The sequence below is a fragment of the Mesorhizobium sp. WSM4312 genome (genome assembly GCF_002294875.1).
GTDB lineage: Bacteria > Pseudomonadota > Alphaproteobacteria > Rhizobiales > Rhizobiaceae > Mesorhizobium.
On sequence record NZ_NSFU01000010.1, the window covers coordinates 118,441 to 134,257 of the forward strand.

14 protein-coding genes and 1 tRNA gene are annotated in these 15,817 nt (G+C 62.3%); 10 read left to right on the plus strand and 5 right to left on the minus strand.

Translation table 11 applies throughout. From position 1 onward, the window contains the following. Positions 1 to 51 precede the first annotated feature (51 nt). Positions 52 to 375 carry a heat shock protein HspQ gene (gene hspQ, locus CK228_RS18305; protein ID WP_179295972.1) on the plus strand — a complete coding sequence of 108 codons (324 nt, stop codon included), beginning with the start codon at positions 52 to 54 and terminating at the stop codon, positions 373 to 375. A gap of 99 nt (positions 376 to 474) precedes the next feature. Here the strand turns inward: hspQ and CK228_RS18310 are convergent, their stop codons facing one another. Next, the gene (locus CK228_RS18310; protein ID WP_027046833.1) at positions 475 to 1,104 is read right to left on the minus strand and encodes an invasion associated locus B family protein; all 630 of its coding nucleotides are present in this window, start codon (positions 1,102 to 1,104) and stop codon (positions 475 to 477) included. 234 nt (positions 1,105 to 1,338) lie between these two features. Here CK228_RS18310 and CK228_RS18315 point away from each other — a divergent pair, with 234 nt between their 5' ends. From CK228_RS18315 to mgtE, 4 genes are all read left to right on the plus strand, one after another. Further along, positions 1,339 to 3,159: an extracellular solute-binding protein gene (locus CK228_RS18315; RefSeq protein WP_095788754.1), complete on the plus strand. Its 1,821-nt coding sequence runs from the start codon at positions 1,339 to 1,341 to the stop codon at positions 3,157 to 3,159. A 16-nt stretch (positions 3,160 to 3,175) separates the two neighbouring features. Beyond that, positions 3,176 to 3,856, plus strand: coding sequence for a DsbA family protein (locus CK228_RS18320; protein ID WP_095788755.1), 681 nt, complete (start codon positions 3,176 to 3,178; stop codon positions 3,854 to 3,856). A 502-nt stretch (positions 3,857 to 4,358) separates the two neighbouring features. Further along, positions 4,359 to 6,251, plus strand: coding sequence for an ABC transporter ATP-binding protein/permease (locus CK228_RS18325; RefSeq protein WP_179295973.1), 1,893 nt, complete (start codon positions 4,359 to 4,361; stop codon positions 6,249 to 6,251). 272 nt (positions 6,252 to 6,523) lie between these two features. After that, complete coding sequence (gene mgtE, locus CK228_RS18330; protein WP_095788756.1) at positions 6,524 to 7,888, plus strand: magnesium transporter; 1,365 nt, start codon at positions 6,524 to 6,526, stop codon at positions 7,886 to 7,888. Between the two features lie 102 nt (positions 7,889 to 7,990). On the opposite strand, the gene gor is transcribed toward mgtE, so the two are convergent. The 3 genes from gor to rpiA all read right to left on the minus strand — a co-directional run bounded on the left by gor (position 7,991) and on the right by rpiA (position 10,835). Continuing rightward, positions 7,991 to 9,382, minus strand: a complete 1,392-nt coding sequence (gor, locus tag CK228_RS18335) for a glutathione-disulfide reductase (protein WP_095774436.1) — start codon at positions 9,380 to 9,382, stop codon at positions 7,991 to 7,993. Positions 9,383 to 9,502: 120 nt separating this feature from the next. After that, positions 9,503 to 10,117 carry a DUF2059 domain-containing protein gene (locus CK228_RS18340; RefSeq protein ID WP_095788757.1) on the minus strand — a complete coding sequence of 205 codons (615 nt, stop codon included), beginning with the start codon at positions 10,115 to 10,117 and terminating at the stop codon, positions 9,503 to 9,505. Next, positions 10,104 to 10,835: a ribose-5-phosphate isomerase RpiA gene (gene rpiA, locus CK228_RS18345; protein ID WP_095774434.1), complete on the minus strand. Its 732-nt coding sequence runs from the start codon at positions 10,833 to 10,835 to the stop codon at positions 10,104 to 10,106. Before rpiA ends, CK228_RS18340 begins: the two co-directional genes overlap by 14 nt. Before the next feature lie 193 nt (positions 10,836 to 11,028). Between rpiA and CK228_RS18350 the strand changes: the two genes are divergently transcribed. The 5 genes from CK228_RS18350 (at position 11,029) to CK228_RS18370 (ending at position 13,826) form a co-directional block, all read left to right on the plus strand. Beyond that, positions 11,029 to 11,712 carry a phosphoglycolate phosphatase gene (locus CK228_RS18350; RefSeq protein ID WP_095788758.1) on the plus strand — a complete coding sequence of 228 codons (684 nt, stop codon included), beginning with the start codon at positions 11,029 to 11,031 and terminating at the stop codon, positions 11,710 to 11,712. A gap of 137 nt (positions 11,713 to 11,849) precedes the next feature. Then, positions 11,850 to 11,924 (plus strand) — tRNA-Val (locus tag CK228_RS18355). 160 nt (positions 11,925 to 12,084) lie between these two features. Continuing rightward, positions 12,085 to 12,342, plus strand: a complete 258-nt coding sequence (locus CK228_RS18360) for a PepSY domain-containing protein (RefSeq protein WP_095774432.1) — start codon at positions 12,085 to 12,087, stop codon at positions 12,340 to 12,342. Between the two features lie 149 nt (positions 12,343 to 12,491). Next, positions 12,492 to 13,232, plus strand: coding sequence for a lysozyme inhibitor LprI family protein (locus CK228_RS18365; RefSeq protein ID WP_245438059.1), 741 nt, complete (start codon positions 12,492 to 12,494; stop codon positions 13,230 to 13,232). Between the two features lie 111 nt (positions 13,233 to 13,343). Further along, complete coding sequence (locus CK228_RS18370; RefSeq protein WP_179295965.1) at positions 13,344 to 13,826, plus strand: hypothetical protein; 483 nt, start codon at positions 13,344 to 13,346, stop codon at positions 13,824 to 13,826. Between the two features lie 4 nt (positions 13,827 to 13,830). On the opposite strand, the gene CK228_RS18375 is transcribed toward CK228_RS18370, so the two are convergent. Next, positions 13,831 to 15,711 carry a murein L,D-transpeptidase gene (locus CK228_RS18375; protein WP_095774431.1) on the minus strand — a complete coding sequence of 627 codons (1,881 nt, stop codon included), beginning with the start codon at positions 15,709 to 15,711 and terminating at the stop codon, positions 13,831 to 13,833. Positions 15,712 to 15,817: the final 106 nt, after the last annotated feature.

The following is a 15,817-nucleotide window of genomic DNA, read 5'->3' on the forward strand; positions in this document are numbered from 1 at the left end:
TTGACTCGGAGTCTGCGCCAAATGAAGTCAAGGAATTCAGTGGTGAGTACGATGAAAACGGCCAAATTCGCGATCGGACAGGTGGTTCGCCACCGGCTGTTTCCGTTTCGAGGCATCATTTTCGACGTCGACCCTCAATTCGCCAACACCGACGAATGGTACGAAGCCATCCCCGCCGATGCGCGGCCGCGCAAGGATCAGCCATTCTACCATCTGCTCGCCGAGAATTCGGAAACCGAATACATCGCCTATGTGTCGGAGCAGAATCTCCTCGAGGATCGGTCAGGCGAGCCGGTCCGCCATCCGCAGATCAAGGAGATGTTCGACAAGAGGCCGGACGGGCGTTACGAGCCGAAACGCCAGTCCAGGCACTGACCTTCCGGCATTCCGGCCGCCGTCAGGAAAGGCCAGACACGAAAAAAGCGGGGCATGACCCCGCTTTTTCATTGGCTTGGGAGCGACCGAAACCGGTGATCAGTTGGCGGTCTTGGCCTTGTCCTGCTCGTCCTTGAGCTTCTTGGCGAAGTCCTGGTTGTTCTTGGCAACGAAGTCCTGGAGCTTCTTCTGCCGATCCTCGATGTCCGACTGCTGCAGCGGAGGGCCGTCATAGGCGCCGCTGAAGCCCTGGAGCGCGATCTTGATCGGGTTGGCCTGATTCTGGAAATTGATCGAGGTCAGCGTGATCCCCTGACCCTTCTTGAACGAGGCGACGAGCTGGTCGGTCAGCGGCACTTCGGCCACGCAACGATCCGGAAAGCAGATGACATAGTCGAGCTTTACGGCCTTGCCGGTGTCGATCTGCAGGCCGATGCCGGGAGGCACCAGGCGGCCGGTTGGGACCGTCACCTGAAACACCTTGCGGTTCACCTTGCCCTTGAGTTCGATCAGGCTGACACCGGTGACGAGCTGGCCGTTGCCGGCAGTGACGATGTTCTGGACGTTGCAGATATCGACGTCTTCCTGCTTGGTGCAGGCCTTGAACCAGCCCTGAGGGATCTGTTGCTGCTGCTGTGCGGAAGCAGAGGGAAGTCCTGCGCCCAGAAAGCCGACCACGCCCGCGGCCATGACCGAAAGGCGGTACGCATTGCTGTTCAGGCTCGTCATGTCGTGCACTTCCTCTCAAATAATCCCGGAACCGGCTTCTCTACGCCGTGTGGTCCAGCTACCTGTTGCCGAAATGAGGCAACAGAATGACTTCGGACGGCGTGTTACACTGCAAGCGGTGCCGAATCCAGCCCCGCTCACTTCTAATTCTTGATGACACGATTGGCCGGCACGCGGCTGCCTCATGCTAGGCTGCGCACCGAATCATCAAGCCGACCTGTTAAGGAGACGGTCATGGGCCGCGTTCTTGTTTGGCTGGTCACCGCGATATCGCTTTTCACCCTTTCGCTGCGACCGGCCATGTCGGAACCGAAGCATGCCATCGCCATGCAGGGCGAGCCGGCACTGCCGCCCGACTACACCCATTTCGACTACGTCGATCCCGATGCGCCGAAGGGTGGCAACATCACCTATTGTGTTGTCGGCAGCTTCGACAACCTCAACCCTTTCATCCTGAAAAGCCTGCGCACGACGGCGCGCGGCATGATGGATCTGACCTACGGCAACCTCGTTTTCGAACCGCTGATGCAGCGCAACTACGACGAGCCCTTCAGTCTCTATGGCCTGCTCGCCGACAGCGCGGACATGGATTCCGAGCGCAAGTCGATCGAATTCCATCTCAATCCCGATGCAAAGTGGTCGGACGGCGAGCCGGTGACGCCGGAGGATGTGCTGTTCACCTACGATGTGTTCACCGACAAGGGCCGCCCGCCCTACAACGCACGCATGAGCCTGATCGCCAAGCTTGAAAAGACCGGTGATCACAGCGTGCGCTTCACCTTCAATGACAAGGCCAATCGCGAAACGCCCATGATCATCGCGCTGACGCCGATCCTGCCGAGACATGCCTTCGACAAGGAGACTTTCGACAAGACAACGCTCAAGCCGTTGATTGGCAGTGGACCTTATACCATTTCCCAGGTGGCTCCGGGCCAGCGCATCGTGTTTAAGCGCAACCCCGACTATTGGGGCAAGGATGTCCCGGCCAAGCGCGGCTTCGACAATTACGAACAGATCACCATCGAATATTTCCTCAACGCCAACGCCAAGCTCGAGGCTTTCAAGAAAGGCCTTTGCGCCATCGACGACGACGGCGATCCGGTCAAACGGGAGCGCGATCTGGATTTCCCGGCCTTCCATAGAGGTGAGGTGGTTTCCGAAACCTTCGATACCGGCATTCCGCCCGTGGTGACCGGTTTCCTGTTCAACACCAGGCTGCCGAAGTTCTCCAATCCGGTGGTTCGGCGCGCGCTCGGCATGCTTTACGATTTCGAATGGGCGAACAAGAACCTGTTCGGCGGCAAATACACCCGCACGATGAGTTATTGGCAGAATTCCGAGCTTTCCGCGCTCGGCCATCCGGCCGACGATAGGGAAAAGGCGTTGCTCGCCCCCTACCCCGGCCGTGTGCCGCCTGACGTCATGGACGGCACCTGGAAACCGCCCGTGACCGACGGTTCGGGCCAGGACCGCAAGGTTTTGAAGAAAGCCTTCGATCTCCTGAAAAGCATCGGCTACCACGTGCAGGACGGCACGATGCTCGATCCCGACGGCAAACCTTTCGGGTTCGAGATCCTGACCGCTTCGCAAGACGAGGAGCGCCTGGCCGGCATCTATCAGCGCACGCTGGAGAAGATCGGCATCAATGTCAGCATCCGTAGCCTCGACGGCGACCAGATCCAGTCACGCAAGCAGCGCTTCGATTTCGAGGCTCTGATCGGATCCAGCGGCTTCAGCAATTCACTGTCGCCAGGCTTCGAACAACTCGGGCGCTGGGGCTCCGAGGCGGCCAGGGCCGAAGGTTCGTTCAATCTCGCCGGCGTTGCCGATCCGGCAGTCGATGCGGCGATCGAAGCGATGCTGCGCGCGCGCTCGAAGGAGGATTATGTCGCCGCCGTTCGCGTTCTCGACCGGCTGCTGATTTCGGGCAATTACATGGTGCCGATGCAGTACAACACGCAGCAGTGGCTTGCTTACTGGAATTATCTGGAACATCCGAAGAAGACGCCCATATTCGGTTATCAGCTGCCGACATGGTGGCGCAAACCGAACTGAAAATCCGGAGATCGAGATGAGCGAAGCGAACGCCATAACCGTCGATGTGGTGTCGGATGTCGTCTGCCCCTGGTGCTTCATCGGTCAGAAGCGGCTGGACAAGGCCGTTGCCGCGGCCGGCGACGTCGATGTGCGTATACGCTGGCGGCCGTTCCAGCTCGATCCGACCATTCCGCCGCAAGGCAAGGACCGCCGGGAGTATATGCGGGCCAAGTTCGGCAGCGATGAGCGCATTCGCGAGATTCATGCCCGCATCGAGCCGCTCGGCGAGGCAGAGGGCATCTCCTTTGCCTTCGATGCCATCAAGGTGGCGTCGAACACGCTGGATGCGCACCGCCTGATCCGTTGGGCGGGTGCTGCCGGTGAAGCCGTTCAGAACAGGCTGGTCCGCCGTCTCTTCCAGTTGAATTTCGAGGAAGGCGTCAACATCGGCGACCATGCCGTGTTGGTCGAAGCCGCCCGCGAGGCCGGCATGGACGCGTCCGTGGTCGCCACGCTGTTGCCGACCGATGCCGATGTCGAGGCGGTGCGCACCGAGATCGCCACGGCGTCGCGCATGGGCATATCGGGCGTGCCGTGCTTCCTGCTTGAGGGCAAATATGCCGTGATGGGCGCTCAGGACGTCGACACGCTGGCTGACGCCATCCGCCAGGTGGCGGCGGCGAAGGCGCGCGGCGAATTGGACAAGGTCGGCTGAAGCCGGTCATTCCTTCGCCTGCGACGAGACCGTTTCAGGTCACTTCTCGGCTCCCGGAAAGGCCGATCGCGCCAGGAATCAGACGTCAAAGGACGGCCGGTTTTCGGGAATTTGGTTAGCCCCAACGAAAAATCGGCTCGCCGGACAAGCCAAAATGAGTCACGAAATCGTGTGGACGCCTTCCCTAAGGGAAGGTCGTGGCTCACCGCGTCGTAACCAAGTAACCATCTGACATTGTTATGTTAAATCGCCTTCCTGCCGGCTTACGCGAAGCAGTTGGAAAGCCTGCTCTGTTGCCTTCCCGACACGGCCGGATCTTCAAATCTCGCTGACCCCCTATAAAAATTAATGGAAAATGATCAATTGGTGTTACCATCCGTAACAAAACAAAAAAGGTTTGGGCGGGATCGTGATTCGGATCGGCAGACGATCGCAGGAGTCAGTACCGGATAGACTACACCGCGGCGCCGCAGGGCGGTCGCATTTGACGCCGGTATCCTCGATGCGCAGTTTCTGGGGGCTGATGAAGGCCTACTGGTTCTCCGAGCGCTGGAAGGAAGCCTGGACGCTCACCATCGTCATCGCTCTGCTGACAGCGCTTTCCAGCAAGGCCGGCGTCTGGTTTGCCCTGGCATTGGGCGAGTTGGGCAATTCGATTGCCTTCTTCCACGATGCAGCCAACACCAGCCCGCTGCAGGCAATCCTGACCAATGCCGGCATATTGGTTCTGCTGGTCGTGCTCAAGGATGCCGGCTTCACAGGCGTGCGTGGTCTTGTCTCGGCAACCCTGCACCGAAAGTGGCGTGGCTGGCTGAATAGCCAGTTCAACAAGGCTCTGCTCGACGGCAATCACACCCACTTCCATGCTCAGCATGGTTCGGCGGCTGGCGGTATCGTCGCGCCCGACAACATCGACCAGCGCATCCAGGAATCGATCAAGGACATGACGGGCGGGGCGATCGGTCTCGCCATGGGCGTTCTGGGTGTCGCGACCTCGCTCTATTTTATCGGCGAAAATCTGATCGGATCCTCGGTTGAGGTCAAAGGACTGGAGTTCCTCGGCAGTTATGGCAGCGCCGTGCTGGCCTTCCTCGCCGTCGCCATTTACGTGCCGCTGAACACCTGGATCGCGGTCAAGCTCGGCCGCTTGCTCGAGCGGCTCAATATCCGCATGCAGCAGGCCGAGGGCAGCTACCGCAGCGAACTGACGACGTTCCTGCGCCGCAGCTTCCATGTCGCCGCCTCGCATGGCGAAGACGTGCAAAAGTCGATGCACGACAAGCTCTACGTCGATATCGACAAGACCTGGGGCAAGCTCAATGTCGTCAACAATGGCTACACGTCGTTCGAGCTGATCTACAACTTCCTCGGCGCCCGGATCGTCGCCTATGGCCCCGGTCTGGTGTCGTTCATACACAATCGCCTGGACTACAAGGGCTACATAACCGGCTCCGAAATGGTCGCTCAGCTGATCAGCCAGTGCTCGTGGTTCATTCATGTCATGCCCGCCATCGCCACGCTGCGCGCCAACAGCCAGCGTGTCACGGAACTGGCGAACGCTATCGAGAACGTTCAGCATCCGCAGGCGTTCTACAGCCAGACCGGTCAGTCCGACTTCCATTATGCCAGCCAGAACCCGGTTTTCGGCCTGACCATCCAGAAGCTCGAACTGGCGCATCAGGGAGAGGACGCGACACCGTTCCTCAGCGCCGCCAATTTGCGCTTCCGGCGCAGCGAGTGGACGTTCCTCAAAGGCGAATCCGGTTGCGGCAAGACTTCACTGATCAAGGCGATCAACGGTCTTTGGCCTTATGGCCGCGGTACCATTGTCTTCCCCGACGGGGTGAAGAGCTTTTATGCCGCCCAGGAGGTCAAGCTCCAGCAGGTGTCGCTGAAGCAGCTGGTCTGCCTGCCGGGCTCCGAGCACGACCACGGCGATGCGCAGGTCGCGTCCGCGCTGCACAAGGCCGGCCTTGGCGACTTCATCGAGCATATGGCCAATGAAAGCCGTGAAGGCAAAAGCTGGGATCAGGTCCTGTCGGGCGGCCAGAAGCAGAAGCTGGTGGTGGCCCGCATCATCCTGCAGCAGCCGGGGCTGCTGTTCCTTGACGAGGCGACCGGCGCCCTTGACCCGGAAGGCAAGATTGCCTTCCACCAGGCGATCAAGGACAACTGCCCCGATGTCACTGTGATCAGCGTCATGCACGAAGCGGTGGCGCCACGATCGGCTGCCGGCACCGAGTTCTACCATTCGATCGTGTTGATCGCCGACGGCGTCGCCACCAAGAAGCCGCTGGTTCCGACCCTGCCGGTCGAACTCACGACGATTCTGACCCAGCCACGTCCGGTCGAGGACAAATGGCTGCGTTTCTCACGTCGGCTGAAGCAGAAATAACGTTGATTTCACCGCGACTTGCCGGGCAGCGCGGCAGTCGGCGATCACAGTATCGCGATCGGAGCCATCAGGCGCCGTTTTCCTCACTCACTGCGATTGACTCGGCAAGGCGCGCTCCTATGTTGCGCCGGCTTGCTGACAGTCAAACGCGAACCCGCAAGCGGAAAGGTCACCGCGCCATGCCTGGCGACAGTATTAGTCGAACGCAACCGCCGTCCGCCTAGACGTGACCTGACATGGTTCATGTCCTGCCGGACGGCAAGGAGTGAACCATGAACGATTTTTTCCCCGTAGCGGACGACGAGGCCGTCGCCATCGCCCGCATCCTTGCAAACGACCATGTCGCCGACGTGGTCGAGGGGCTCAACCATGAATCGCGCGAAACCGCGACGGATCTGCTTTGCGCCGTACCGTTCGAGCGGCTGGTCGAGATCTTCGACCAGCCTGAACTCGACGGCGCGCCCGAACTCGCGGAGGCCCTGCCCCGCGCCAAGGCAAGCAAGCTGCTCACCGCCATGTCGGTCGACCGTGCGGCCGACATACTGCGCGAGCTCGATGAGCCGGCACGCTCCGAACTGCTCGGCGCACTGGCGCCGCCGCTGCGCGCCACCCTGCTGTCCATTCTGGGCTATCCCGAAGGCAGCGCCGCATCGATCATGACGACGGAATTCGTCAGCGTTCCCTCCGACTGGACCGTCGGACGCACGCTGGACTACATCCGCAAGGTCGAGCGGACGCGCGAAACCGTCTACGCGATCTACATCGTCGATCCGCAAACGCACCTCCTGGTGCGGTCGACCGGCCTGCGCCGGCTCATCACCGGTGAGCCGGACGACCCGATCCTGTCTGTGGCGCCGGACCGTGTGCCGGTGACGGTCACCCCGCTGACCGATCGTGAAACCCTGGCGCAGACGATCTCCAAATACGATCTGCTCGCCGTACCCGTCGTCGACCACGGCAAGATCCTCGGCATCGTGACAATCGACGACATCATCGACACGATGATCGAGGAAACGACGGAGGACGTGCATCGCTTCGGCGGCATGGAAGCGCTCGACGAGCCCTATATGAAGATGAGCTTCCTCGCCATGATCCAGAAGCGCGCCGGCTGGCTGTGCGCGCTGTTCCTCAGCGAAATGCTGACAGCGAACGCCATGCAGAGCTACGAAAGCGAACTGGAAAAAGCGATCGTGCTCACCCTCTTTATCCCGCTGATCATGAGCTCCGGCGGCAATTCCGGCTCGCAGGCGACCTCGCTGGTCATCCGGGCGCTGGCGCTGCGCGAGATTGGGCTCGGCGACTGGTGGCGGGTTGCCTTGCGCGAACTGCCGACCGGCCTGGTGCTGGGATCGATCCTTGGCGTGGTCGGCGTCTGCCGCATCACGCTGTGGCAGTATTTCGGTTTCTACGATTACGGTCCGCACTGGCCGCTGATTGCCGCGACGGTCGGGGCCGCATTGGTCGGCATCGTCACCTTTGGTTCACTCTCGGGATCGATGCTGCCCTTCGCGCTGAAACGGGTCGGTTTCGACCCCGCCAGCGCATCGGCGCCGTTTGTCGCCACACTGGTCGATGTCACCGGGCTGGTGATTTATTTCTCGGTGGCGCTGGTCATCCTGCGCGGCACGCTGCTGTAGCGCATTGCTGTCTCCTCCGCTGGCCATGGCCGGCGGCGGCTTCCGCCCTAGGCTGCCTGCCTTAGGTGGTTCAGTCGACCTTCATCGAGCAAAACGCGCCCGTCACTGGACGCGCTGGCCGTCCTTCACGCGGTAGGTCGGCTTGTACATGGTGACGAGTTCTTCCGCCGCGGTCGGGTGCACGGCCATTGTGCGGTCGAAATCATCCTTGGTCAGGCCGGCCTTCAGCGGAATGCCTAGCAGCTGCGCCATTTCGCCGGCATCCGGCCCCAATATGTGGGCGCCTAGCACTTTGCGGGAAGCGCCGTCGACCACCAGCTTCATCAGCATCTTCTCGTCGCGGCCCGAAAGCGTGTGCCGCATCGGCCGGAAGCTGGCGCGGTAGATTTCGACATCGGCGAAACGCTTGACGGCTTCGTCTTCCGACAGGCCGACAGTGCCGATTTCCGGCTGCGAGAAGACCGCGGTCGCGATCGTGTCGTGGTCGGGCGCGGTCGGGTTGCCCTTGAATGCCGTCTCGACAAAGCACATTGCTTCGTGGATCGCCACCGGTGTCAGCTGCACGCGGTTGGTGACGTCGCCGATCGCCCAGATATTGTCGATGTTGGTGCGGGAATACGCGTCGACCTTGATCGCGCCGACCTGGGTCATCTCGAGGCCGATGCCTTCCAGGCCCATATTCTCGGTGTTGGGGATGCGTCCGATGGCCAGCATGACCTGATCCACCGTCAGCGTCTGGCCGCTGGTGAGAAGGGCATCGAGCCGGCCGTCCGGCCGCTTGCGGATCGACTCCGATACGGCGTGGCAGAGGATCTTGATCCCCTTCTTTTCCATGGTCTCGTGGAGCGTGCGGCGCAGATCCATGTCGAAGCGGCTGAGGATCTCCTTGCCGCGATAGACCAACGTGGTGTCGACACCGAGCCCGTGAAAGATGTTGGCGAACTCGACCGCGATGTAGCCGCCGCCCTCGATCATGATCGCCTTCGGCAGTTCCTTGAGGTCGAAAGCCTCGTTGGAAAAGATGCAATGCTCATGACCGGGAAGCGCTGGGTGGGCCGCCGGACGGCCACCGGTGGCGATCAGGATCTGGTCGGAGGTGACGGTGCGGTCGTCGTCCAGGAGATGCACCACATGCGGGTCGACGATCATCGCCCGCGAATGGAAGGTCTCGCCGCCGGCGCCCTCGACATTCTTCTTGTAGATCGCCTCCAGCCGGCTGATCTCGCGGTCCTTGTTGGCCACCAGCGTCTGCCAGTTGAAACTGGCTTCCGGCACCGTCCAGCCATAGCCGGCGGCATCGGCAAAATGCTCCGGAAATTGCGAGGCGTAGACATAGAGTTTTTTCGGCACGCAGCCGCGGATGACGCAGGTACCGCCAAAACGGTATTCCTCGGCGATGCCGACGCGCTTGCCGAGTGCGGCGGCAACGCGCGCCGCCCTCACCCCGCCGGAGCCGCCGCCGATGACGAAAAGATCATAGTCATAACCGGCCATGAGGCGGCTCCTTGAATGTCGGAAAATGCGAGTGACAGGTAGGCCGCCAAAGGCCAAAAGAAAAGCCCGGACAAGCCGGGCTTCGCAGATGGCCGCAAGGCCGCATTTGAAAACGCAGGATCAGTTCTGCGTGCCGTCGGCGGGAGCCGAACCGTCGGCCGGTGCAGCGCCATCCGCCGGAGCCGCATTGTCGGCCGGAGCAGCACCATCAGCAGGCGCAGCCGGAGCCTTTGCCTTGGCGGCCGCGGCCAGCGTTTGGCCGACCTGCTGGGCGAGATCGCGGGCAAGGCCGTTCTGCCAGATGTCGGCTGCCTTGACCAAGTCACGCGTCACGGTCGGCCCGCTGTCGAGCAGCTTCTTGCCGGACTCGGAGCTGTAGAAGGCGGCGATGTCGTTGAGTTCCTTCTCGGAAAACACCTTCGCATAGGCAAGGGCCGCTTCCTTCTCGAGATCGGCGCGGCGCGACGCCATCGCCAGCGCCTTCTCGCTGATCGTCTTGCCGATCAGTTCCTGCATGTCCGGGTTCTTCTGGATGAGCTGCGATTCGAGCGCGGCGGCCGCCTGCGGCAGGATGTTGTCGAACGGGTCGGTCGCATGGATCGCCGCGACCGCGGCGCGGGCCGCCTTCAGGTGCGATTCGGTGACGTCCTGCGAAAACGCCGGCGACGACAAGGCCAAAACGGCCGAAGCCGCCAGAACGACGCAAAGGCCGCGAACCCGGTTATGCAACATCATGGTTGGTAGAACTCCCTGGTTTTCGGGCGGCATGGACGGTTTGGATACCGTCGCCGCCGGCGATGATGGCCGCTGACGCCAGCCCGATGAAAAGACCATGCTCGACCACGCCCGGAATGGCGTGGAGAGCATTCGAAAGCGCTCTTGTATCCGGAATGCGGCCAAAAGATGCATCGAGGATAAAATGGCCGCCGTCTGTAACAAAAGCCTGGCCTCCCGTCATCCTCAATGTAATCGGACCGGAAAGGCCGAGCTCTGCAGCCGCCTTGGCTACGGCGATCTCGGTGGCGCGCAGGCCGAACTTGTTGACTTCGATCGGCAGCGGAAACCGGCCGAGCGTCTCGACCATCTTCGAGCGGTCGGCGATGACGATCATGCGCTGCGAGGCCGCGGCAACGATCTTCTCGCGCAGCAGCGCGCCGCCGCCGCCCTTGATCAGGGTCAGTTCCGGATCGACCTCGTCGGCGCCGTCGACGGTGAGATCGAGCTCGGGGGTTTCCTCCAATGTCGACAGCGGCACGCCAAGCTCGCGGCACAGTGCTGCGGTGCGCTCCGAAGTCGGCACACCGATGACGGTCATGCCGGTGGCGACCTTGTCGGCGAGCAGCCGCACGAACTCTTCCGCAGTGGTGCCGGTGCCGATGCCGAGCCGCATGCCATCGCTGACATGGGCAAGGGCGGCCCGCGCGGCCTCGACCTTCAACTGTCTTGCATCCATGCTGCTGCTTGCTGCCCCGGGGAACCTTGTGTTCGGGCTCCTAGCATTTTTGCCGGCCCGGTCAAAGCTTTTGACCGGGTCAAAACCTTTGACCGTGGTCAAAGCCGTTGGGGCACCTATCCACCGCTTTGCTTGCCTTGACGCGCCGCAGCCGCTATCGCCTCCACAGGTACAAACCTGCGCAGGATGGATCATGAGTCGCCCGATCATCGTGTTCGACTTGGACGGAACGCTGGTTGACACAGCGCCGGACCTGCTCGACAGCCTCAACCACAGCCTGGCCGCCAGCGAACTCACGGCCGTCGACGCGGCCGGCTTCAGGCGCTTCGTCGGCCATGGCGGCCGCGTGATGATAGAACGGGCGCACGCCGCCCAGCAGCGCTCGCTCGACGTCGCCGAGCATGACCGGCTGCTAAAACTGTTCCTCGATCACTACACCGACAACATTCCCGGCAAATCGCGCCCCTACCCCGGTGTCGTCGACGCGATCGGGCGTTTCGAGAAGGCGGGCTATCTCCTGGCGATCTGCACCAACAAATACGAGGCCAATTCCCTGGCGCTGATCGAAGCGCTCGGCCTGACCAGGCATTTCGCGGCCATCGCCGGCCAGGACACGTTCGCCTTCCGCAAGCCCGATCCACGCCACCTGACCGAAACCATCAAGCTGGCCGGCGGCGATCCGCACCGCGCTCTGATGGTCGGCGATTCGCAGACCGACATAGACACCGCCAAGGCCGCCGGCATTCCGGTGGTGGCCGTCGATTTCGGCTACACCGACCGGCATGTCCGCGAATTCGAACCTTCGGCGGTGATCTCGCATTTCGACGCTCTGACCGTGGAACTGGCGGAGCGGCTGATCCGCGCCGCGGGCCACTGAGCCGACGGCGACCGGCATCCCATCGGGACGGCCCGAGGAGCGAAGAATCCGATCGCTGTGAGAACGCCAGACAGCGCCTTGACTTAACCGGCCGGCCTCCCTTATATCGCGGCTCGCTTGGCCTTCGGGCAACGAGCGGGCGATTAGCTCAGCGGGAGAGCACACCCTTCACACGGGTGGGGTCGCAGGTTCAATCCCTGCATCGCCCACCATTTTCCCAAATGGTTTTCCAGCCTTAGCCCGTTGACGCTCTGTTGGCAGCGGCGCGGCGAATTGCAGCTTGTGCGGACATGGCCGGGCACGCATGGCGTCCCATCCGGAACCAACCACCGCACCAGCTCGTTTCCTTGCGTCGAAACTTGAGGGAAAACCATGTCCAGATTTCTCGTGGCAACCAGCGTTGCCGTTCTTCTCGCCGCCGGACCGGCCCTGGCGGCGGATGACAAGCCGTTGCCGCCGCCCAATGCCAAGAAGCTGTCGGAGATCCTCGCCAAGGTCGAGCACCGCGACGGTTTTCGCTATGTGAAAGAGGTCGACTGGGACGATGGCGCCTACACCGTCACCTATTACACGTCGGACAAGGCGAAGGTCGAAATCACCTATGATCCGGTGACCGCCGAGCCCAGGTAGGAGCCGCCGGCAGATATCCGATAGACGGATCCGCTTTTGCACACGCTCGATGGACCAATCGGCGTGCCGCAAATTGTCCATCCTTGGCGTGTGATATGTACGCCGAGGCGCGGCCGTGCCTTGCGCTATCCTGATGCTTGGGGGCACCGATGCGATCTTCCATCCAAACCAAAGTCTTGCTTGTGCTTGCTGTCATCCTGGCTGGCGGCATGCTTGCGGCGCCTTCGGCGCGCGCGGACGGGCCATCCTTCGATTGCGCCAAGGCCAGCCTGCCGGCGGAGAAGGCGATCTGCGCCGATCCGCAGCTGTCGGCGATCGATCTGCTGGTCGCCAAGGCCTACAAGGGGTTCGAGCCGGCCTTTGGCGGCGACAAGCGCAAGATCGCCCGCGGGCTGATTGCCGACCGCAATGCCTGCAGGAGCGATACAGCCTGCATCGTCAGCGCGCTGAACAACGCCTTGCAGACCTATGGCAATGCGCCCTCATGGGTACAGGACTACAACATCGCCCTGATCGGCAAGAAGGCTCTGGATACCGCCGCGGGCAATCCCGGCAACAACGATCAGCCCCTGCCCTCGGCCGTCGGACAATGCGCGTCCACGCACATCAAGACGCTGACCACGCGGCTTGGCGACGATCCGCTGGAAACCGCCTCGCCCGACGCCGGCAGCGCAGCCACCTTCACCAATGGCGGTGGGGCCGTCTCCTATGATCGCGAACCGGGCCTTGCCGCCTCGAAGGTCGGCGAACCCGTCGTGACTTGCCTGATCGCGATTCCCAGGGATTGTCCCAGGGATGACGACCGCGGCCGGGTCTATTATTCGATCGATCTGGTTGCAAAAGGTTCCTGGGCCTTGCCGGACTCCGAGCATCTGTGCGGCGGCGCCTGATCGGCGTGCTTCCCAATCCACGAAGCCTGCCAAAGCATCCGCTCTGTGCCTGCCCTTGCGCCGGATCGTCTTTGATGGCTGATTGGAACGGTTGACTGCGCCGCATGGGGGATGGGCATGGCGACGGCGAAGCATGTGATGAAACGCATCCTGATGATGCTGGCCGGCTATCTGGTCGCCGTGCTGGTCGGCCTGGTCGCCGTGGCGGCGATCTACGCCGCGCTCAGTTCGCTGCCCAACGCGCCGGCCTATTTCGACATCATGGGCGTCAGCCCGATCGCCGTCCTGGTGGTGCCGCCGCTCGGCATGTTCGTCTACTTCCTGACGATTGTCGTGACCGGGCTGCAGACACTGATCTTCGCGCTGATCGCCGAGTTCTTCTCGCTGCGCAATGCCCTGATGCACATGGTCTTCGGCGCCGCTGCCGCCGCCGGCGGCTTCTTCCTGATCTGGCCGAGCTCAGCGGAAGACATAGACCCGGAGCGCTGGGCCGATATCGGCATCATCGCCGCGGCCGGCCTCGTCGCCGGATTGATCTACTGGCTGATCGCCGGGCGGGAGGCGGGGTTCCGCCGCCCGTTGTCGCAATTCTAAACGATCAGCTCGACGGCGAGCGCACGGCCTCGGTGGCGTCCAATGCCTGCTTCAACCGCGAATCGCGGTCGTAGACGTCGCTGAAATACTCGACCTTGCCGGACATGTCGGGCCATGCGGTGAAATAGGCGACATAGACCGGAATCTTGCGCGTCACATCCTCGGTCGAATGCCCGTGCTTCAGCTTTTCGGCGACATAGTCGACCGTGGTGCCGAGCACCGCCGCCGCCATGCCGCGCGGATCCTGCAGGCGCACGCAGCCATGGCTGAGCGCGCGCATGTCCTGCTTGAAGAACGATTTCTGCGGCGTATCGTGCATGTAGATCGCATGCTTGTTGGGGAACAGGATCTTCAGTTCGCCCAGCGCATTGGCCTCGCTCGGCTGCTGGCGCACGCTGTAGGGAATGTTGGCGCCATAGCCGCCCCAATTGACCGCCGACGACGGAATGCGCTTGCCGCGCGAATCCGTCACCTCGTAGCCGGCCCGATCGAGATAGCCGGGATCGCTGCGCAATCTGGGCAGCATCTCATTGACGATGATCGACTGCGGCACGCCCCAATAGGGATGGAAGTCTACCTGCTTGATCTGGTCGTAGAAGAAAGCCGTCTGGTTGGTCACCCGGCCGACGACGACGCGCGTCTTCAGCTTCTCCTCGCCGTTGTCGATGTAGCTCGCAGTGAACGCCGGCTGGTTGATGAAGACACGTGGGCTGCCGAGATCGGAAGGCAGCCAGCGCAGCTCCTCCAGCGCCACCTGCACCTTGAGCAGTTTGTCAGCCTTCGACGTGCCGGCCAGCAAGGCGACAGTGCGCGGACCGATGACGCCGTCGCCCTTCATGCCTTCCTTCACCTGCACCGCCTTGATCAGCGGCACCAGCTCGGGGACATAAACCTCGCTGGTCGCCAGCCGCGACAAGAGCTCGCCATAGGTGCCGCCCATGCCGTCATCGAGATTGCGCGCGATCAGCGACAGCAGCTTCGGCAGTTCGGGGCTGGTCTCGCCCGGCTTCAGCAGCAGCTTGGGATCGACGACGATCTCATTTTCGGCACTGGCCTGCAGGGCCTCCAGCTCGACGCGCAGCGCCTGATATTCCGCATTCTGCGGATGCCGCGATTCGAGGTAGGTGCGCACTTCCTGTGTATGCGCCAGCGTCTTCAGCACGCCGACCATGTCGAGCGGCTTGGCCGGGAAATCATAGTAACCGGTCATCCGGTTGGGCTCGACACGGCCGTTCTGGGCGTCATGGGCATAGCGCAGGACGCGTGCCGAGAGCGCCATCTCGAAGCGCACGAGTTCCCTGAGCTTGGCCGCGTCATCCGTCGACGCCGAAGTCGTGGCCGGCACATCGACGGTGTAGTCGGTGGGCGTCAGGCCGTAGCTCGCGGCCTCGCCCAGCACCCGCACCGCATCCTGGGCGCGGTTGTTGGGGCTGGGTCCGTTCACCCAGATGAAGTCCGGATTGGCCGAGTAATAGGCGATCAACGCCTTGGCGATGTCGGGCTCGGCGTAGAGTTCGTAGTCGCTGAGACCGGCAATGGCATCGTGGAAAGCAGCCCCCGTTGCTGACGGAACGAACGCCGCGTCCTGCGCCGTCGCCGGCTGCGGCGCGGCGGACAGCGTCGAGAAGTCGACGCGAATAAGCTTGTCAGCCTTGTAGGTGTAATAGGACGGCCCGCTGATCTTTGCGCCGCCGCCGCCGCCAGCCGGGGCTTTGGGTTTGTGCGTTGGCGGAGGCGGAAATTCGCCCTGCGGCTCATGCCTGATGCCGCCGCCGAACAGCATGTCGAAGAGCCCCTGGGCGCCTGCCTGAGGCGCGCCCAGGGCGAGCGTTGCCGCGATCGCCACAAGCGGCATCGCGGTTGCTTTTTTACCGAGGAATTTCATGGATCACCCGCTCCGGTCGCAACCGGTTCCCGTTCCGCACGCTAGACCGTCTCGCTCACCGCATGGCGGATGTAAGGCGCGACTATACCGATTCATACCGATTTGG